Origin of the sequence: Roseomonas gilardii (assembly GCF_001941945.1) — a bacterium.
Classification (GTDB): Bacteria; Pseudomonadota; Alphaproteobacteria; order Acetobacterales; family Acetobacteraceae; genus Roseomonas.
This window is the reverse complement of sequence record NZ_CP015583.1, coordinates 3694974-3714162: the sequence shown is the minus strand read 5'-3', so window position 1 is coordinate 3714162 and position 19189 is coordinate 3694974. Positions and strand designations below refer to the sequence as shown.

Annotated in this window: 17 protein-coding genes; 6 read left to right on the top strand and 11 right to left on the bottom strand. The window is 70.6% G+C overall.

Annotation, left to right across the window (positions count from 1 at the left end; genetic code table 11):
* Positions 1 to 89: 89 nt before the first annotated feature.
* The 3 genes from RGI145_RS16865 to RGI145_RS16855 all read right to left on the bottom strand — a co-directional run bounded on the left by RGI145_RS16865 (position 90) and on the right by RGI145_RS16855 (position 3108).
* Entirely contained in the window at positions 90 to 941 is an 852-nt protein-coding gene (locus RGI145_RS16865) for an amidohydrolase family protein (RefSeq protein WP_075799272.1), read from the bottom strand.
* Between the two features lie 115 nt (positions 942 to 1056).
* Positions 1057 to 2079 (bottom strand): amidohydrolase family protein, encoded by a 1023-nt coding sequence (locus RGI145_RS16860; protein WP_075799271.1) that lies wholly within the window; start codon positions 2077 to 2079, stop codon positions 1057 to 1059.
* A 42-nt stretch (positions 2080 to 2121) separates the two neighbouring features.
* The gene (locus RGI145_RS16855) at positions 2122 to 3108 is read right to left on the bottom strand and encodes an ABC transporter substrate-binding protein (protein ID WP_075799270.1); all 987 of its coding nucleotides are present in this window, start codon (positions 3106 to 3108) and stop codon (positions 2122 to 2124) included.
* 469 nt (positions 3109 to 3577) lie between these two features.
* On the opposite strand from RGI145_RS16855, the gene RGI145_RS16850 reads away from it, so the two are divergent.
* The 3 genes from RGI145_RS16850 (at position 3578) to RGI145_RS16840 (ending at position 7285) form a co-directional block, all read left to right on the top strand.
* Positions 3578 to 4819, top strand: coding sequence for a LysR family transcriptional regulator (locus RGI145_RS16850; protein ID WP_075799269.1), 1242 nt, complete (start codon positions 3578 to 3580; stop codon positions 4817 to 4819).
* A 252-nt stretch (positions 4820 to 5071) separates the two neighbouring features.
* Complete coding sequence (locus RGI145_RS16845; protein ID WP_167668306.1) at positions 5072 to 6061, top strand: VOC family protein; 990 nt, start codon at positions 5072 to 5074, stop codon at positions 6059 to 6061.
* Between the two features lie 57 nt (positions 6062 to 6118).
* On the top strand, positions 6119 to 7285 hold the full coding sequence (locus RGI145_RS16840; protein WP_167668304.1) for a lactonase family protein: 1167 nt from the start codon (positions 6119 to 6121) through the stop codon (positions 7283 to 7285).
* Positions 7286 to 7324: 39 nt separating this feature from the next.
* Here RGI145_RS16840 and RGI145_RS16835 read toward each other — a convergent pair whose 3' ends face one another.
* The 6 genes from RGI145_RS16835 to RGI145_RS16810 form a co-directional block, all read right to left on the bottom strand.
* A complete protein-coding gene (locus RGI145_RS16835) occupies positions 7325 to 7951 on the bottom strand; it encodes a non-canonical purine NTP pyrophosphatase (RefSeq protein WP_075799267.1) in 627 nt (208 codons plus the stop codon).
* Positions 7948 to 8694: a ribonuclease PH gene (gene rph / locus RGI145_RS16830; protein ID WP_075799266.1), complete on the bottom strand. Its 747-nt coding sequence runs from the start codon at positions 8692 to 8694 to the stop codon at positions 7948 to 7950. The genes RGI145_RS16835 and rph overlap by 4 nt, the downstream gene beginning before the upstream one ends.
* A 490-nt stretch (positions 8695 to 9184) precedes the next feature.
* Entirely contained in the window at positions 9185 to 10885 is a 1701-nt protein-coding gene (mdoH, locus tag RGI145_RS16825) for a glucans biosynthesis glucosyltransferase MdoH (protein WP_075799265.1), read from the bottom strand.
* 125 nt (positions 10886 to 11010) lie between these two features.
* Positions 11011 to 11772: a helix-turn-helix domain-containing protein gene (locus tag RGI145_RS16820; protein WP_075799264.1), complete on the bottom strand. Its 762-nt coding sequence runs from the start codon at positions 11770 to 11772 to the stop codon at positions 11011 to 11013.
* Between the two features lie 246 nt (positions 11773 to 12018).
* Entirely contained in the window at positions 12019 to 12984 is a 966-nt protein-coding gene (locus tag RGI145_RS16815; RefSeq protein ID WP_075799263.1) for a hypothetical protein, read from the bottom strand.
* On the bottom strand, positions 12981 to 14261 hold the full coding sequence (locus tag RGI145_RS16810) for a hypothetical protein (RefSeq protein WP_156878581.1): 1281 nt from the start codon (positions 14259 to 14261) through the stop codon (positions 12981 to 12983). The genes RGI145_RS16815 and RGI145_RS16810 overlap by 4 nt, the downstream gene beginning before the upstream one ends.
* 146 nt (positions 14262 to 14407) lie before the next feature.
* Between RGI145_RS16810 and RGI145_RS16805 the strand changes: the two genes are divergently transcribed.
* The 3 genes from RGI145_RS16805 to RGI145_RS16795 are packed head-to-tail and all read left to right on the top strand — an operon-like array spanning position 14408 to position 17407.
* Positions 14408 to 15391 (top strand): Bug family tripartite tricarboxylate transporter substrate binding protein, encoded by a 984-nt coding sequence (locus RGI145_RS16805; RefSeq protein ID WP_237183112.1) that lies wholly within the window; start codon positions 14408 to 14410, stop codon positions 15389 to 15391.
* Entirely contained in the window at positions 15388 to 15867 is a 480-nt protein-coding gene (locus RGI145_RS16800) for a tripartite tricarboxylate transporter TctB family protein (RefSeq protein ID WP_075799261.1), read from the top strand. Before RGI145_RS16805 ends, RGI145_RS16800 begins: the two co-directional genes overlap by 4 nt.
* A gap of 4 nt (positions 15868 to 15871) precedes the next feature.
* On the top strand, positions 15872 to 17407 hold the full coding sequence (locus tag RGI145_RS16795; protein ID WP_075799260.1) for a tripartite tricarboxylate transporter permease: 1536 nt from the start codon (positions 15872 to 15874) through the stop codon (positions 17405 to 17407).
* Between the two features lie 152 nt (positions 17408 to 17559).
* Here RGI145_RS16795 and RGI145_RS16790 read toward each other — a convergent pair whose 3' ends face one another.
* Positions 17560 to 18270, bottom strand: a complete 711-nt coding sequence (locus RGI145_RS16790) for a PA1136 family autoinducer-binding transcriptional regulator (protein WP_075799259.1) — start codon at positions 18268 to 18270, stop codon at positions 17560 to 17562.
* Between the two features lies 1 nt (position 18271).
* Positions 18272 to 19138, bottom strand: coding sequence for a glyoxalase III HchA (gene hchA / locus RGI145_RS16785; RefSeq protein WP_075799258.1), 867 nt, complete (start codon positions 19136 to 19138; stop codon positions 18272 to 18274).
* Positions 19139 to 19189 lie beyond the last annotated feature (51 nt).

The window sequence follows — 19189 nt, the reverse complement described above, 5'->3', positions numbered from 1 at the left end:
GGCGCGATTTCCGGCACCGATCCCGGCACGAAGAAGGCCAGGATCGGGGCCGTGGTGAAAGCGGGGGCGCCGCCGGGCAGCCCGATGTATCAGTCGGCCAGCGCGGGATAGAGCTTCTTCGCGGTCCGCCCGAAGATCGTCGCACGGTCGGCTTCGCTCAGCGACGACAGACGGTCCTCGGCGGTCTTCCTGATCTCGGACAGCGTGCCCGGCGATGTCGGGAAGTTCGATCCCCAGGCCAGCCGGTCCGCGCCGAACACCTCGACGAGCCTGGGAAAGAACGTTTCCGGCGTCGCCGCGCCCTTCCGGGAATCGCCCATGATCCGCGGCGTCAGCTTGAGATGGATCGACGGGATCGCCGCCAGGTCGAACAGGCTTTGCGCCGCCGCATAGGGCGGCCCGTCGGACACGTCGGGGCGGGCGAGGTGGTCGAGGATGATCGGCACGTCCGGGAAGCGCTTGGCGAGGGCGGTCACCTGCGGCAGACCGACCGCCCCGGTCTGGATGCACATCGGCAGGCCGAGCTCGCCGCACAGTTCCCAGGCGGGGAAGGCGCGGGGGTCGTCGAGCTCGCTGGGATCGAACTCCTTGGTGCTGCCGCCCGTGAAGAGGCGCAGCCCCTTGAGCCCCTTGTCCACCCAGCGCCGGATGGTTTCCACGGCATCCGGCTCCAGCACGTCCACCGAGCCGACCGCGACCAGCCGGCCCGGATAGCGGCTGCAGGCATCGACGACATAGCTGTTGTCGAAGCCGTAGGTGGTCGAGGAGTGCACGACGGCGGCCTTGTCCACCCCGGCCTCGTCCATCGCGGCGATCAGCGTCTCGACCGTGCAGGGGCGTTCCTGCGACCAGTCGGACCGCTTGCCGAACAGCGGCGCCGGGGGATAGCGCCCCTCGTCGTCCGAAATCACATGCGGGTGGATATCGATGATCGATGACATCTGGGCCTCTCAACTGGGTCGGCGCGGTCCATGCCGGTGTTGCATTGGGGACCGCGCCGGATGCCCCGGGAAGTTCATCTTCCGTCGCGGGCCATAACTTTCCCGCATCCGCCCTTCAGCGGCCCTGCGCCCTGAGAAGGGCATCGAGCCGCGGATAGACCCGGCGTGCATTGCCCTCGAAGATCTTCCGCTTGTCCTCCGCACTCAGCGCCAGCCCGTCGACATAGCGCTTGGTGTCGTCGAAGTGGTGGCCGGTGCAGGGGTCCTTGCCGCGCACCGCGCCGATCATCTCCGAGCCGAAGAGGACGTTGTCGGCCGGGATGACCTCGGTCAGCAGGGCGACGCCCGGCTTGTGGTACACGCAGGTGTCGAAGAAGATGTTGTCGAGCAGCCCTTCGAGCGGACGCTCCATCATCTCCAGCGACATGCCGCGATACCGGCCCCAGTGATAGGGCACCGCGCCGCCGCCATGCGGGATGACCAGCCGCAGCGTCGGGAAATCCCTGAACAGGTCGGACTGGAGGATCTGCATGAACACCGAGGTGTCGGCGTTGAGGTAATGCGCGCCGGTGCCATGGAAGTTCGGGTTGCAGGAGGCGGCGACATGGACCATCCCCGGCACGTCCAGCTCGCACATCGCCTCGAACAGCGGATACCATTCACGGTCGGTGAAAGGCTTGCCGGTCCAGTAGCCGCCGGTCGGGTCGGGATTGATGTTGCAGCCGACGAAGTCCATCTCCTCGACGCAGCGGCGCAGTTCCGGGATGCTGTTGGCCGGCGGCGCACCGGGCGACTGCGGCAACTGGCAGACCGGCGCGAAGTTCTGCGGGAACAGCTCGGTCACCCGCTTCACGTTGTTGTTCGAGATTTCCGCCCATTCCAGGCTGGTGCGCTCGTTGCCGAGATGGTGGCTCATCAGCCCCGCGATCGGCGAGAAGAGCGTCAGGTCGCTGCCGCGCTCCTGCTGGAGCCTGAGCTGCCCACCCTCGATCGCTTCCCGGATCTGGTCGTCCGAGAGGACGGCATCGCGCTTGTCCGGCGCGTTCAGCGGGTCGTCGGCGGTTTCCACCTGCCGGGCGCGCCAGTCCCGGAAGGACTTGGGCACGGTGGTGAAATGGCCGTGGCAATCGATGATCATCTTGCTTTCCAGTGCGCGCGCTGGGTTGGGGCGGGAGGCGGCTCAGATCCGTTCCGGAACGCGGACCGGATCGACGAAGAGCTCGTCGATGCGCATCCGGCGCGGGGTGAGGCCCTGCCTGAACGCGGTCTCCTCCAGCGCCTTGATCGTCGCCAGGTTCTCCTCGATGCCATAGGGCAGGGGGTCGGGGCCGACGATCCCGGTCAGCTTCATGTACTTCTTCTCGGTGGCGTTCTTCGGCCCCTCGGCGCGCATGCGCTCCAGCCACTCGCGCTTGGCGCGGTCGAAGGCGTCGTAGAGGGACTTCGCGACCCAGGGATGCTCGGCGAGCACGGAATCCTTGACCACGATGGTGCCGTGCATCGGATAGACGCCGGTGCGGCGATAGTAGTCCGCCTCAAGTTCCGCCGCGTTGGGCAGCAGGTCCGGGTAGTCGGCCTCGACCTCCTGCCAGCCGCCGGTCGGCGCGCCGGTGCGCCCGATCCCGGCCGCGCCCTCGACCCCGGCGGAAAGCTCGCCCGCGGCCATCATGTCGGCGAGGCTGCGTCCCTCCGGCGCATGGACGACATTGGGCGGGAGCCTGAGCTGCGTGACATGCTCCTCGTCATCGACCACCCAGGTGACCTTCGACGCATCCAGCCCGCAATCGTCCATCAGCGCCTGCCGCAGCCACACGCCCGTCGTCACCGAATAGGCGCGGACGCCGACCTTCTTGCCCTCCAGGTCCTTCGGCGTGGCGATGCCCGCATCGGGGCGGACCAGCATGCCCGAATGGTGGAAGCGCCGGACCACGAAGATCGGCAGAGCCACGAAGGGCGCGCCATAGGCGCGGGCGATGATGTAGGTTGTCGGCGCCAGCTCGCAGACATCGAACTCGACGTCACGGACCATCCGCCGGAACGCGCCGATCTGCGGCTTCACGGTGATGATCTCGGCATCGACGCCCTCGATCGGGATCGAGCCGTCGCGGATCGCCGAGGTGTGCGGATGCTCGGCGATCGCCAGCGTCAGATGGAGCTTGTCGGCCATGTCTTTCTCCCTCGGGGGCAGCGCGGGCCGGCCTGTGGCGGAGGCCCAGTGATCGGCCTGAGGGAAGCGAGCGGGACCGGCGGCTGTCAACGCGACCTCGATCAAACGAACCAGCCGCGACACAGAACTTATAGACGCCCGGTCCGATCCCCCGATCCGGTCCTGCCGTGCGATAGGATTGTTGCTTTTGCGGCGTGGCCAGAGGTGATCGATATTGCGCTGCACCGATATAAGATCAGCCACCGGAGTGATAGATTCGACATCCGGCCCGAGGGCGCCCGATGTCCCGCGCGTGCGGCGCGTCATGCAGAATAAATCATTGATATTGAATAATTTTACGGCTGAAACGTCGTGGCTTCTCCCGGCATTCGCGCCCGGCCGCGCGCGCCGGCAAGCCTTCGGGCCGCTTGGATGGAGCACCGTGCCCCGATAGGATTTCCGGAAAACGAATATCGGGGAGGATATAAGAATGTCGAACCAGCCAGCCGACACACCTGCCGGCGCCCTCAGCTTCCGCCAGCTTCGCCTGTTCGAGGCCATCGGCGATTTCCGGAGCGTCCGCCGCGCATCCGAGGGATGCGGCCTCTCGCAGCCCGCGGTCACCCAGGCCCTCGCGAAGCTCGAGGAACAGATCGGCGCGGTGCTGGTCGATCGCCGCGCCAGCGGCAGCTACCTCAACGAACTTGGCGAAATCTTCCATGCCCGTGTGAAGCGCTTCTTCGACCAGACGGAGCGGGCGGTCATCGCCACCGGCGCGGCGGCGACCGCGGCCGCCGCGAAGCCGATCGTCAACCGCCTGACCCGCTCGCAGGTGCGGACGCTGGTCGGAGCGATCGAGCATGGCTCCTTCGAGGCGGCAGCGAAGGGGCTCGGCATCTCCTCCGCCTCGGTCCAGCGCGCCGCGCGGGATCTGGAAGGGAACCTCCGCGTCTCCCTGTTCTACCGCACCGCGGCCGGGATGCTCGTCAGCCCGGCCGGCGCCCGCTTCGGCCAGCAGATGAAGCTGGCATCGCAGGAAATCGAGCTGGGCATCGACGAGCTGGAGGCGGTCCGTGGCGGCGCCAGCCGCCAGATCGTGATCGGCGCCATGCCCTTCGGCGGCAGCGTCCTCCTCGCCTCCGCGCTCGACGACTTCCTGCGGATGCATCCTCAGGCGGACATCAAGATCGTCAGCGACAGCACGGCGGAGATGGCGAAGAACCTGCGCGCCGGCGATGTCGATCTGGTGGTCGGCCTGTTGCCCGAGATGCATGCCGAGGAGCTGACGAGCGAGGCCTTCGCCGAGACACCCTATCTGGTCGTGGTCCGGCGCGGGCATCCGCTGACGGTGAAGGACGGCGTCACCATCGAGGATCTGGTCGCCTGCGACTGGATCATCGGCACCCATGGGTCGAGCCGCCGGCGCTGCTTCGAGCGGATCTTCGCCGGCCGCCAGGGGCCGCAGGCGCAGATCGCCACCTGCGCGACGCCGGTGATCCGGCGGCTTCTGGAACGCAGCGACCGCGTGACGCTGATGACGACCTATGAGCTGCAATACGCCGATGGCCGGCTGCGCTCGCTGCCGTTCGCGCCGATCGGCCAGGCGCCGTCGATCGGCGTCACCATGCGCTCGAACTGGCTGCCCACGAGGCTACATGCCGATTTCATCGCGCTCGTCCGCAACCATGTCCACATGGTGAACGGGCGCCGTCACCTCCGGGTCGTGGGATGACGCCGCGATGGGCCACGCGGACATCGCGGCCTGCGACAACCGATCGCGCCGGCCCGGGAATCAATCGGGCCGTTGCGTCCCGCCGCTGATAGCTTGCGGCAGCGGCGCGGGCCGGTCCGGCCATCCCCGCATGGCGCGATGCGGGAGGAATCCACGCCTCCCGGCCATGGAGGGCCGGTTCCTGGTGCCGGAAATTCTCATCCGGTGGGCTTCCCAGCAGCGCGCCGGAGAACAGTGTGTCAGGAGGATCGAGTGTCCATTCCGAAGGTAGAGCTTTCGCCGCCCTTCAACATCACGCGGTCGAGCCATGTGCGGTATCGCGTCGGGGACCTGGACAAGAGCCTCCGCTTCTACACCGAGGTGCTCGGCATGGTCGTCAGCGACCAGGAAGGTGGCGTCGCCTATCTGCGTGGCATCGAGGAAAGCTGCCATCACAGCGTCGTTCTCGTCGCGTCGGAGGACGGCCCTTCCGCCGAATGCCTGGGGATGCGCGTCGCCTCCGAGGACGACCTGCACCGCGCGCGCGACCATTTCATCGCCGCCGGCGGCAGTGCCGAATTCGTCGAGCGCGCCCATCAGGGCCCGACGCTGCTCACCTCCTTCGGCCCGGGGACGCCGCCGATCGAGCTGTGCTCCTCCATGCCGGTGCTGCCGCGCCTGCTCAACAACTTCCCGGCGCAGAAGGGAGGACGGGCACTCCGGCTCGATCACTACCAGTGCGCCGTGCCGGACGTGCCGGGCACCGTGGCGAAGTTCATGGCGCTGGGCTTCCGCCCCTCGAAGTACACGACCCATGTCGAGACCGGCAAGCTGCTGAGCATCTTCCTCACGCGCAAGAACAACCCGCACGACCTCGTCCTGGCGCAGGCCGCCGGGCCGCGCCTGCACCACGTGGCCTTCGTCGTCTCCGACCTGCAGACGATGCTCCGGGCGGCCGACATCGCCGGGAATCTCGGCTATGGCCGCGATGTCGAGCACGGGCCGGGCCGGCATGGCCCGCCGAACGGCGTCTTCCTCTATTTCCGCGATCCCGACGGGCACCGGATCGAGTTCATCCTGCCCCCCATGCAGTTCATGGACCCGGAGGACGTGCCGAATGCCTGGGATTCGACCCAGGGCGTCTCGCTGGTGCCCTGGGGCGGCGGCCCGCCGCAGCAGTGGCGGGAACAGATGACGCACTTCACCGGCATCGAGCCGGCGGGCGGCCCGCTCGCCCGTTGGACGTCCCTGAGCGGCACCTGATCCCTGTGGGCCCGGCGCGGGAATGCGATGGGCCGCGATCTTCGGAGGTGCCATCCCATGATGAGCCGGCGGGCGAATATCCTACTCCTCTCGGCCGGGCTCCTGGCCGGCGGCGTCCCGTCGCCCCGTGCGCAGGATGCCGGCGGGACGCTGGTCTATATCGGCACGCATGGGGGTTCGGGCCCCGGGGAGGGAATTTTCCTGGCCCGCCTCGATCCGGCCACAGGCGCCCTGGCGGGTCCGGTCCTCGCGGCGCGGATCGAGCGGCCGACATGGCAGGTCAGCGATCCCGAGCGGTCGGTCCTCTATTCGGTCAGCGAGACCGGGAATGACGGCAAGTCCCAGGCCGGCGTCCAGAGCTTCTCGATCGATGTTCCGACAGGACGGCTCACCCCGCTGAGCCGCGTGGATTCCGGCGGGGGCGGCGCGACGCACTTGGCCTACGGGGCCGGGTCGGGAACCCTGTTCGTGGCGAATTACGGGGATGGCCGGGTGAGCGCGATCCCGGTGCTGGCGGATGGCTCGCTGGCGGGCCTGCGTTCCGTCCAGGCCCATGCCGGTTCCGGCCCGCATCGCCGGCAGAAGGGGCCGCATGCCCATGCGGCCGTCGTCGATCCGGGCGGCAACTTCCTGCTCGTGCCCGATCTGGGGGCGGACCGCATCTTCATCCATCGCCTCGATCCGGCGACGGGGGCGCTGTCGCCGGATGGCCCCGCGGCGGAGGTCCTGCCGCCCGGTTCCGGACCGCGCCATCTGGTCTTCTCGCCGGACGGCCGCTTCGCCTTCGTCAACACCGAGCTGACCGGCGAGGTCCATGTCTATCGCTGGGACGCGCGGGAGGGCCGCCTGACACTGCTGTCCCGCACCGATATCGATCCCCCTGGCGGCACCGAAAGAAGTTCGGCGGAGATCGCCATCTCCGGCGACGGCAGCTTCCTGTACGTGTCCAGCCGTGCTTCCGACAGCCTCGTGGCCTATGCGGTGGACGGGATGTCGGGGGCACTGAGCGAGGTGCAGCGCGTGCCCGCGGGCGGCCATTCCCCGTGGAGCTTCGCGATCGATCCCTCGGGGCGCTGGATGCTGGTGGCCAACGAGGCGTCCGGCACCGTCACCCAGTTCGCGGTGGACGCGGTGTCCGGCAGGCTCACCGGCACGGCGAATTCGCTGACCGTGCCGAAGCCCGTGAGCTTCGCCTTCTACCCGCCGAAGGAGACGGCGCGGTAGGCCGGCCCCCGGTCCATGGCGGCCGCTCCGCCCTCTGCCTCAGCGCAGCGGCGGCAGGCAGGCCTCGGCCAGCAGGGCGAAGGCGCGGGCGCGGTGGCTGATCGCGTTCTTCCGTGCCGGGTCCATCTCGGCGAAGCTCAGCGTCTCCCCGGCCGGCACGAAGATCGGGTCATAGCCATGTCCCTCCGTGCCCCGGCCCGGCCAGATCCAGGTGCCATGCGCCTCGCCCAGGAAGCCTTCCGTGTGCCCGTCCGGCCAGGCGAGCACCAGGGCGCAGGAGAACCAGGCGCCACGGTCCTTGCCTTCCGGATCGGCCTCGCCGGCCTTGCGGGCGACCTCGGCCATGGCCTTGGCATAGTCGCGCGTGCCGTCCGGCTGCTTCGCCCAGTCGGCGGTCCAGACTCCCGGCATCCCGTCCAGCGCTGCGACCGAGAAGCCGGAATCATCGGCCAGCGCCACCTGCCCCGTGGCCATGGCGGCGGCCAGGGCCTTGATCCGGGCATTGCCGAGGAAGCTGGTCTCCGTTTCCTCCGGCTCCGGCAGGCCAAGATCGCCCACGCCCGTTACCTCCAGCCCCCAGGGCGCCAGCAGGGCCGCGACCTCGCGCACCTTGCCGGCATTGTGGGTGGCCAGGATCAGGCGCTTCTCCGTCAGGCGGCGGGTCATGCCTTGGCTCCTTCGCCGATGGCCCGCCGTTGCGCGGCGAAGAGCTCCTCCGTGCCACGCCGCGCCAGGGCCAGCAGGCCGTCGAACTGCTCCCCGGTGAAGGGCGCGGCCTCCGCCGTGGCCTGGATCTCGACGATCCCGCCAGCGTCGGTCAGCACGAAATTGGCGTCCGCCTCGGCGGCGCTGTCCTCGGCATAGTCGAGGTCGAGCACCGCCTCGCCCTGCCACAGCCCGGCCGAGACCGCGGCCACATGCCCGGTCAGCGGGTTGCGCGACAGGATGCGCATCCGCCGGCAATGCTCGAAGGCCAGGTGCAGCGCCACCCAGGCGCCGGTGATGGCGGCGCAGCGGGTGCCGCCATCGGCGGTCAGCACGTCGCAGTCCAGCACCACGCTCATCTCGCCCATGGCGGCACGGTCGGTCACGGCGCGCAGCGAACGGCCGATCAGGCGCTGGATCTCCTGCGTGCGGCCGGACTGCTTCCCCTTCGCTGCCTCCCGGTCGCCGCGCTGGTGCGTGGCGCGGGGCAGCATGCCGTATTCCGCCGTCACCCAGCCCTGCCCCTTGCCGCGCAGGAAGCCGGGCACCCGTCCCTCCACGCTGGCGGTGCAGAGCACCTCGGTCAGGCCCATGCGGATGCGGCAGGAGCCCTCCGCATGGCGGGCCACGCCGGGTTCGATGGAAACAGGGCGCAACGCGTCGGGGGCGCGGCCAGAGGGGCGCGTCATGGAAAACTCCGTCATCCGGTCGAGGCATCCGCGCGACAGGACCGTGTGTCAACCGCCGATCCGGCAAAGGCACGGCCCCCGCCATCGCCGGAGCAACGGTGGCGCCTTGCCCGGCCGGGTTGCGCTCCATGGCCAGCCCCCGGGGGAGAGGCCCTGCCTCTCCGCCCGGACCCCCTCACCGCCGGGAACCGAAGCCGGTCCCCGGACCCCGCCTTGAGTGGGCGCCGGTGAGAGCCATTGGCCTGTCGCCCGATCCCTGGGAACAGGTGGAGACGCGGGGCTCCCGAAAAGCAGGAAAGCATCCTGCCCGCGCTGGTGGCGCCGACAGCCCGCCGGAGAGCATGGCTCTCCGGCGCGATCCGACCGCAGCGAGCGCCAACTCATCGGGTTCAGGGCCCGCAGGGTCCTGGCGGATAGGGGTCTGGGGAAAGGCGGAGCCTTTCCCCAGGGACGGCGCAACGCCGGACGCGCAAGGCGCGACCCAGGCCTTCGGCCGGCGCCCGCATCATTCCGGGCTGCCGGCCCGTTCCTCCGGCGTTGCCGCGATCCCGTGGCGGCGCAGCAGGGCGGAAAAGCATGGATCGGCTGTCAGCAGGCAGAAGGGCACGGCCAGGGCGAGACCCAGCAGGAAGGGCAGGCCCCAGAGAAGCGCGCCCAGGGAATGCAGCCCCAGCAACAGCAGCAGGAGGATGCCCAGCAGCGTATGCGGCCAGAGCAGGCGCAGCGCCTCCTGCACCCGTAGCCCCCGCGCCGCGCGCTGCTGCACCCCCCAGCCGCCCCGGCGCCCGAAGGGCAGGGCGATCAGCACCATCGCCTTGTTCAGCAGGCTGACCGGGTCGAGCAGGGTGGTGAACAGGATTTCCGCCCCCGCGCCCCGCAGCACGGCGCCCCGCCCCCCATAGGGCACTGCCCGGCCCGGGCGGAGCAGCAACTCGGCATAGCCCATCAGCTTCGGCGCATAGGTGCAGAGCCAGGTCGCCGCCAGAAGCAGGGCCAGGGCCGCGCGGGGCGTGGCCTCGCCGCCGCCGTTGGCCACGTTGCCCACCGCCGCCACGGCCAGCAGCACCCAGAGCGGCGCCCCGGCGAAGAGCAGGATCGCCTGCAGGAGCTGCCACCGCCCCATGGCCCGCAGCCCCGGGCGGAACAGCAGGCGCCAGTACTGCATGTTCCCCTCGCCCCAGCGGCCGTCGCGCGCCAGGAAATCCGGCAGGGTGGGTGGGTTGCCCTCCAGGCTGCCTTCCTCCACCGGCAGGCACCGCACCCCCCAGCCGGCGGCCTGGAGCTGCACCGCCTCCACCTGGTCATGCGACAGGATGGCCCGCCCGCCCGGCAGCGGCGCCAGCCGGGCGTGGGCGCGGAAGGGCGCGATCCGCAGCACGGCGTTGTGCCCCCAATAGGGCCCGTCATCCCCCTGCCACCAGGCCTGCCCCGTGGCCCAGGCCCGCATCCCCGCCCGCATCCCGAACTGGAACAGCCGGGGAAAGGCGGATTCCGCGGGCCGGCCGACGATCAGCGGCTGCACCACAGCCAGGCGTGGATCGGCCTCCATGCAGCCGACCAGCCGCAGCACCGCCGGGGCGCTCATCCCGGAATCCGCGTCCAGGCAGAGGAAAAGGTCCAGTCCCCCGGCATGGCGGTCCAGGAACTCCATCACGTTCCCAGCCTTGAAGCCTGTGTTCTCGCGCCGCCGCCGGTAATGCGCCCGGCCGGGAAAGCGCAGCGCGAGCGCCGCCACGCCCGCCGCCTCCTGCGCCGCCAGCGCATCGTCGCGCGTGTCGGAAAGCAGCCAGAAGACGAAGCTCCCGCCCACCCCGGCGGCCTCCAGTCCGGCCAGCAGCCGTTCCACCGGCGGCAGCACGGCTTCCACCGGCTCGTCCCGCACGCAGCAGAGGATGCCCGTCCTGAGCCCAGGGGGCGCCAGGGGCGTGTGGATCGGCGCCATGCGGAGCTGTGGCATCACCGCCGCCGCCGGATCGCGCGATCCCAGCAGCAAGACCCCTCCGATCACCCCGTTCGCCGCGCTGAGCGCCGCCCAGGGGAGCAGCCCGACGAAGGCGGCGAAGCCCAGGATCTCCCACCCCGTCCAGCCGCCCGGCGCCATCGTCCGCCAGGCCAGCCAGGCCAGCAGCAGCCCGGTCAGGGCGCAGAACAGCCCGAAGCAGAGGCGTCGGAATCGGAGAGAGGGTCGCGGCGGTTCAGGCGGCACGCCTCCTCCTGGCGCAGGCGTGTCTCCCTGGCCAGCCGGTATCGGAAGGGCGTTCCTGCCGTCCGCCCGGGTATTCCGGATGGCAAGGTGCCGGACCTGCGGCGCGGCGGGCAGGGAGCGCCGCTTCAGGCGGCCCGGGGCTGGGCCGGGGCGAGGCCGCGCAGCAGGTCCCGGTCGCCGATCAGGGCCGCGAGGCTCCGCATCTCGGTCAGGATGGCCGGGAGCAGCCTCTGCCCCTCGGGATAGGAGAGGTCGGGCACCAGCAGGCTGATGGCGACGGCTTCCTCCCGCGCCGGGTCGAGCACGGCAAAGGCCAGGCTTTCCAGCCGCTCATCCGGCCCCGGCAGGCGCACGAAGCTTTCCCGCCGCGCCGCCGCCACGGCCTGGGCCACCGCTTCCGCCCCGGGTTCCGGCGGTACCTGGGCCAGCAGCGCCGACAGGGCGGCCTCGGGCAGACGCGCCAGCAGCGCCAGCCCCGCCGCATCGTCCCAGACGGGCGCCCGCCCGGGGGCGCATCCGGGCGCCGGGGGCAGCGGCAGGCCGTCCTTCATCCGCAGCAGCCGCACCACCTCCGCGCCGTCCCGCAGGCTGACCTCGCCGCTCAGCCGCCCGAGCCGGGACAGGCGCAGCAGCACCGCCTGGGCCTCCCGCCACTGGACGGAACCGTTTCGCAGGACCTGACCCAGTTCGAGATGCAGCAGCCCCGGACGATAGCGGCGGGAACCGGGCACCGCATCGACGAAGCCGGCCTCCCGCATCGCGCGCAGCACGCGGGAAGCGTTGCTCTTCGGCAGGTGCAGCAGGTCCGCCACCTCGGAGGTGGTCAGTTCCGGATGGTCCGGCGAGAAGCAGCGCAGCACCGCGGCAGCGGTATTCAGCATCGACATGGCGGTTCAGACCTCAGCGCGCCGGGGTCCAGGGGCCGGACAGGCCCGGGACGGGGTGGCGCGATCGAAGGGGGCGGGCGGGCCGGGGTGGTGGCACCGGAACCGGTCCGCCGGCGCGGGAGCGCGACGGAAAAGCGAGGCCAAGGCCATGCGGCCAGGGCGGCGGGGGTGCTGGAACAGAGGACTGACGGCTGACTTACCTTCATGGATGAATGTCACGAGGTTACAGCGCCTCCCCGCCGGGGGCTACCCCCCGCCCAACAGCCCGTCCAGCAGATCCCGCAACAGCCCCGCCCCCTGTTCCAGCCCGTCCAGCTTCAGCGGCCGGCCCGCAGCCGCGCCCAAGGCGGGGGAGCCTGCGGGGGACCCCGCCGCAGCGCCGGGCAGGACACCAGGGCCTGCCCCGGCGGCGGGCGAGGGGGAGAGGGTTCCCCGGTCCTGCGCCAGTTCCCGGGCCGAAAGCCTGCCGTCGCCATCGTAATCCAGGCTGCCCAGCATCACCCGGGCGGCGGCCAGCCCGCCCAGCAGCGGTCCGCCCACGGAAATCAGGTCGTCATCCCCCGCCGTGCCCGCCCGCACGGCGATCATCCAGCCCAGGCCACGTGCGATGCGGGCGATCTCGGCCGGGCCGAGCAGCCGGTCGCCCGACACGTCCGCCGCCGCGACCACCGCCTCCGCGCAGGCCAGGGCGGTGGTGCCGGGCACGCAGCCCGCCTCCATCCGCTCCACCGCGCCCAGCACGGCCGCCCCTTCGCCATGCCGCAGCATCCAGGCCAGGGGCGGCGGATCGCAGCGGCGCCAGGCGGTCACCGGGACATCGCCGGGCAGGCCCGCATCCAGGGTCTTGGCCTCGGGCTCCGCCGTTTCCAGCCCCGCATCGCGCGCCCGCAGCAACAGGCGCGGGGCCTCCACCCCTTCGGAGGTGCCGAGCAGCCAGCCGGGGATGTCACGCAAGGCGGTGAAGCGGTCGAGCCGCGAGGAGCCCTTGCCGATCCGCGCAGCGGAGCGGGCGGTCAGCGCCAGCATCGCCTCCGGTGCCTCGCAGGAACCGGCGAACCAGTTGCCGCGCAGCGTCACGGGGATGGCGTGCGGCGTCTGGGCGGCGACAGGCATGGCGGCCAGCAGCAGCACGGGCAAAGCCAGGGCCGCCAACCAGCCGGAAAGAGCGGGGCCGGACCGCAGGGAGCCGGATCGCGGGGAAGGGGGCTTCATCGCAGGGCGAGTTCCTGGCCGGAGCACAGATCGACGGAATCGTGGTGGATCTCGGTCCCGTCCCGCAGCACGGCGAGCAGGCGCGCGCCGCAGGCGCCGGGTTCCGGGGGCGCCAGATCCAGCGTCTCGCCCACCCCCAGCACGTTGCGGCCCAGCCGGTCCGGCCCCCGCTCCGGTCCCCCGCCTTCCTTCCGGCCCGCATCCACGTAGAGCTGCACCACCGGCACCCGCGCGGCGTTGCGCAGGCGCAGGCTGCCCGGGCGTGGCGGCGGCGGTTCCGCCAGCCCGGCATCCAGCCGCGCGGCCACGGTCCAGCCGGGGCGGAGGACGATCAGCGTCTCGGCGCAGAGATCCACCTCCCGCCGCTCCTCCGCCGCGCCGTTGGGGAAGACGATGCGCATGTCGGCGGTGCAGTCCACCGGGATGTCGAGGCGCCGCCGGCTGCCGCGCTCCAGCGGCGTTTCCAGCCGGTCCGGCCCCCATTCGTCCTTGTCGGTGCCGGAGACGTAGAGCTCCGCGATCGGCGCGTCATGCCGGTTCAGGAAGCTCAGCGGGATGTCCGGCGGGTGCGGCACGCCGCTGCCATCGAAGACCAGGTTCCGCACCGCGCAGGCATCCACCCCGCGCTTCTCCTCCGCCTCGTCATCTTCGTAAACGGCCCGCAGGTCCACGCGGCAGTCGGGCACGCGCAGCGTCAGGCGGAAGGTCTCCCCGTCCCCCACGGGCTCCTCGCCCAGCCGGTCCACCCCCCAGTTCGGGGTGTTGTTCGGGGTGTTGTTCGGGGTGCCGTTCTGGTCGCGCAGCCGGCCAGCGGGCAGGGCGTAGAGTTCACGCAGCGCCTGACCGGACCGATTTTCGATCAGTAGCGACCGCTTCGGCACCGCCGGGTCGCCGAAGACCAGACGCGGATTGCGGCACAGATCCTGCCGCGCCCGCTTCTCCTCCGAATCGTCGGCGAAGACCGCCGTCACGTCGAAGACGCATTCCCGCCCCCGGCCCAGCCGCAGCCGCGTGCTGGCATCCGGGCCGAGCATCTCGTTGCCCAGCCGGTCCGCCCCCCGTTCCGCGGCGCCCTCCGGCCGCAGGTACAGTTCCCGCAGCGGCATGTCGGTGGCGTTCTGCACCACCGCCTCGCGCTCCGCCGTGCGGGCCGGGGCCTGCGGCTGGCGCGGTGGCGTCGCGGCCCATGCCCCCGGAACGGCGGGCAGGAAGGCTGCGATGCCGGCCAGCAGGGAGAGGGCCAGAAGGCCCGCCGCCCCCGGTACGCATGCCCGCATCCACAATCCCCCGAATCCAGAGACCCAAGATTCACAACCACCCCTCCGGGCGCAAGCCACGCGGCACCGACCCGAGCCGTGAATTGCCCTTTCCGGGCCGCTTGTTAAGCTGTCGTCATAACCCGACAACAATAGGGAACGTCATCGTGCTCCGTCGCAGCCTCCTGCTTTCCTCCCTGCTGGCACCCGCCGCGGGGGCCGCACTGCTCGCCGGCCTGCCCCGCCACGCCCTGGCGGCGCCGCTCTTCCGCAGCCTGCACATGTTCGTCCCCGCCAATCCCGGCGGCGGCTGGGACGGCCTCGGCCGCGCCATCGAGCAGGTGGCACGCGAGGGCGGGCTGGTGGAAACCTTCCAGTTCGAGAATGTCGGCGGCGCCGGTGGCATGGTCGGCCTGCCCCGCTTCATTTCCCAGCGCCGCAACAAGCCGGACAGCCTGCTGGTCGGCGGCAGCATCATGGTCGGCGCGGCGATCAGCAACAAATCGCCCTACAGCCTCAAGGACGTGGCCCCGATCGCCCGGCTGACCGCCGAGGCCGCCGCCATCGTGGTGCCCGCCGACAGCGCCTACAAGGATGTCGGCCAGTTCGCCGCCGCGCTGAAGGCCGACCCGCGCGCCGTGCCGGTGGCGGGCGGCAGCGCCGGCGGCACCGACCACATCGTGCTGGGCCAGCTCATCAAGACCATGGGCCGTTCGGCCAGGGACGCCAACTTCGTCGCCTTCGCCGGCGGCGGCCCGGCCATGGCCGCGATCCTGGGCGGCCAGGTCAAGGCCGGCATCTCCGGCTGGGCCGAGTTCTCCGAGCAGGTGAAGGCCGGCCGCCTGCGCGCGCTCGCCACCTCCGGCGAGAAGCGCGTCGTTCCCGACGTGCCCACGCTGAAGGAGAGCGGCCTCGACGTGGTGGCCACCAACTGGCGCGGCGTCTTCGGCCCGCCGGGGCTGAAGCCCGACGGACAGGAGGCACTGATCCGCTTCGTCACCGCCCTGCACGGCCTGCCGGCCTGGAAGCAGCTGCTGGAGACGCGGGGCTGGGACGACGACTTCCTCGCCGGCAAGGCCTTCGAGACCTTCCTGGCGGAGGACACGAAGACCACCGAATCCGTCCTCAAGGATCTCGGGCTCGCGGCATGAACCAAGCCTCCCGGTCCGACCTCCTGGTCGGGCTCGGGGTGGTGGGGCTGGGCCTGCTGACGGTCTGGCAGGCCCTCGTCATCCCCCCCACCCCCGTCTATGCGGAGGTCAGCGCCACGCTGGTCCCCTGGCTGGTGGCGGTGCTGCTCCTCGCCCTGGGGATCGGCCTCTGCGCCTCCGCCCTGCGCGGCGGCTGGAGCCACGGGCTGGAGGACATGCAGGACCCGCCGCCGGTCAACTGGCGATCGCTGGGCCTGCTGGCAGCCGCCCTGGTGGTGCAGGTCGCGCTGATCGAATGGCTCGGCTTCGTCATCGCCTCCACCATCCTCTACGTCCTGGTCTGCGCCGCCTTCGGCTCGCGCCACCCGTTGCGCGACCTGCTGATCGGCGCCGTGGTCACGCTGCTCGCCTACCTCGCCTTCAGCCACCTCCTCGGCGTGAACATCGGCGCGGGCGTGCTGGAAGGGATCCTCTGACGCCATGGACACGCTCTCGGGCCTCTCGCTCGGCTTCGGCAACGCGCTGTCGCCGGCCAATCTCGGCTGGGCGCTGCTCGGCTGCTTCCTCGGCACCGCGGTCGGCGTGCTGCCGGGCATCGGCCCGGCGCTCACCATCGCGCTGCTGCTGCCGATCACCTTCAAGGTCTCGGCCACCGGCGCCTTCATCCTGTTCTGCGGCGTCTTCTACGGCGCGATGTATGGCGGCTCCACCACCTCCATCCTGCTGAACACGCCGGGCGAGAGCGGCTCCATCATCACCGCGCTGGAAGGCGCCAAGATGGCCCGCAACGGCCGCGCCGGCCCGGCGCTGGTGACGGCGGCGGTCGGCTCCTTCATCGCCGGCACGGTGGGCACGCTGGGCATCTCCTTCCTCGGCCCGATCCTGGTGGAACTGGCGCTGAAGCTCGGCCCGGCCGAGTATTTCTGCCTGATGGTGCTCTGCTTCGTCACCGTCTCCGCCGTCCTCGGCGGCTCGGCGCTGCGCGGCCTCACCTCGCTCGCCTTCGGGCTGATGCTGGGCCTCGTCGGCGTGGACCTGCAGACCGGCCAGCCGCGCATGACCTTCGGCATGATCGACCTGCTGGACGGTATCGACGTGGTGCTCGTCGCCGTAGCCCTCTTCGCGGTGGGGGAGACGCTCTACCTCGCCTGGCGGCATGTGGAGGGGAACCAGATCGTCCGCCCCGTCGGCCGCCTGTGGATGAGCCGCACCGACTGGCGGCGCTCCTTCTGGCCCTGGATCCGCGGATCGGCGCTGGGCTTTCCCTTCGGCGTCATGCCGGCGGGCGGCACCGAGATGCCGACCATGCTGAGCTATTACGCCGAGCGCCGGATGGTGAAGCCGGAATACGAGAAGGAGTTCGGCACCACCGGCGCGATCGAGGGCGTGGCCGGGCCGGAGGCCGCCAACAACGCCGCGGCCGCCGGCATCCTGGTGCCCATGCTCACCCTCGGCCTGCCGACCTCGGCCACGGCCGCCATCATGCTCAACGCCTTCCAGTCCTACGGCATCCAGCCCGGGCCGCTGCTCTTCACCTCGCAGCCCGAACTGGTCTGGACGCTGATCGCCTCGCTCTACATCGCGAACGTCATGCTGGTGGTGCTGAACCTGCCGCTGGTCGGGCTCTGGGCGCGCATCCTCACCATCCCGACGCCGCAGCTCTATGCCGGCATCCTGGTCTTCGCCACCATCGGTACCTACGGCATCAGCAACAGCGTGACCGACCTGATCCTGCTCTACGTGATCGGCACGATCGGCATGTTCATGCGCCGCTTCGACTTCCCCACCGCGCCCGTGGTCATCGGCATGATCCTGGGGCCCATGGCGGAACAGGCGATGCGCCAGGCGCTGACCATCAGCCAGGGCGACTGGACCGTCTTCCTCACCCGCCCGATCTCGCTGGCGCTGCTGGTCATCGCCGCTTTCGCCCTGCTCGGCCCGCGCCTCTACGGCGCCTGGGCCCGGCGCCGGGGGCTGATGGGCGGCAACAGCAGCAGCGACGGGGTGGACGCCTGACGGGGGCGGGCCGGAGGCTTCCGGCCCGTCGTTCGGGGAGGCGGTGGCCTCCCTGACCTCCCGCGGAAAAGGCCCGAATCGGTCTGCGTGGTCCTTCCCGGAGCGGGATAGAAGCCGGGCAAGTGGGGCCGGGAGATGTCACCGGCGGCGCATCACACCTCCAGGTCTCCGGCGCGGAGCATGAGATGCACGGCTTGCGCTGTGCTGGCCGCGCCAAGGCGCTGGCGGATGCGACGCAGATGATTCTCGACGGTGCGCTCGGACAGACCCAGAAGCAGCGCGATATCGGCTTGCCGACGGCCGGAAGCGACCCAGCGGATCACCTCCATCTCGCGTTCGGACAGGCGCGGCATGGAGACGCGCCCGTCCTGGCCGGCGAGGCGCTGAGCCGTGTAAAAGGCAGCTCCTGCGATCAGCGTCAGGGCCAGCCGGGTCTCGACCGCACTGCTGATCGAAGTGCCGCCGAAGCTCATCGCGCCAATCAGCCCTGTATGGCCGAACACCGGCACCTGCAGCCCATGGATGCCCGGTCCGCTTGGGCGACGGACGACCTTATAGGCTTCATGGCCCGGCTCACCCTTCTTCGTCCAGAAGAAGGGATGATCGGTTTCCAGCACGTGCCGGTTGACCGGACAACGCGCCAGATAGGTCTTGGGCTCGACCTCGCTCCCTTCGCCGAACCAGTCGCCCTCCAGCCAGAACAGCTGCTCGACGATGCCTTCGCCGGCGGGCGGCGCGGCGTAGAGGACGAAGCGATCATATCCCAGCGGGCCGGCGAAGGCGCGGACGGCCCCGCGGAGCGCGTCCATCTCCGCGCTCCGCTCGATCGCGACGACCGTCGTGGCCAGCCCCGGCCGGTCCATGTCAGCCCCCGGCGACCTCGGCGAGCAGCGTCTCGGCCGCGAGCCTGCCGAGTGCGTTGGCGGCAAACGGACTGGCGCCGGTCAGCACCTTACGGTCCTTGTGCGTCGAGTTGTCCGGCTCGGTGTTGAGGATGGTGACGCCGCGCGCCTTCAGCCTCTCGCCGAAATGCCAGGTGAGTTGCCCGGGCATGTAGCCGATGTCCGGGGTCATGCGGTCGGCCGCGTCGGGGAAGGCCGTGATCGAGTAGCCCGCGAAGGGGAAGTCCCCGGCATCGTCTTTCGCGCAGGCGAGGAAGGCCGCGGGACCATGACAGATCGAGATGATGTGTCGGTCGGCGCCGAAGGCCCAGCGGATCACCGCGGCGACATCCTCGCTGAACGGCAGGCCGGCCAGGGGACCATGCCCGCCGGGAATGAACACGGCGGCATAGTCACTCTCGGGACCGAGGCCGGCGACCACATCGGAGAGCTTCAATGGTTTCTGGAACTGTTCGAGATAGGCGCCGTGCAGGCCGGTGATCGCCTCGTCCTCCTTGGGCATGGCCCAGAATTCGAACTTCACCGGGTTGCCGGACACGGTTGCGATATCGAACTCGAAACCGGCCTTGTGCAGGTGGTACATCGGCACGAGCGTCTCGACCGGATGGTTGCCGGTCGAGAACAGCGTGCCGTTCTCGGTTTTCAGATACCGCTCGTCGGTGCCGATCACCAGGATACGGCGCGTGCCGCGATAGGGTCGCGGATAGTCGGCACCCTCCAGATCGCTCTTCGGGCTGGTGAACTGCTTCAGCGAGAAGGGAGAGGGGAAGAAGGCGTTGAACTCGGCTTCGTCAGGCTGCGGCTTCTTGCTGAGGGATAGGATGCTCATTTCGTTTCTCCTCGACCGGCACGGAAAATAGGTGTCCTCCGGCGAACGGGA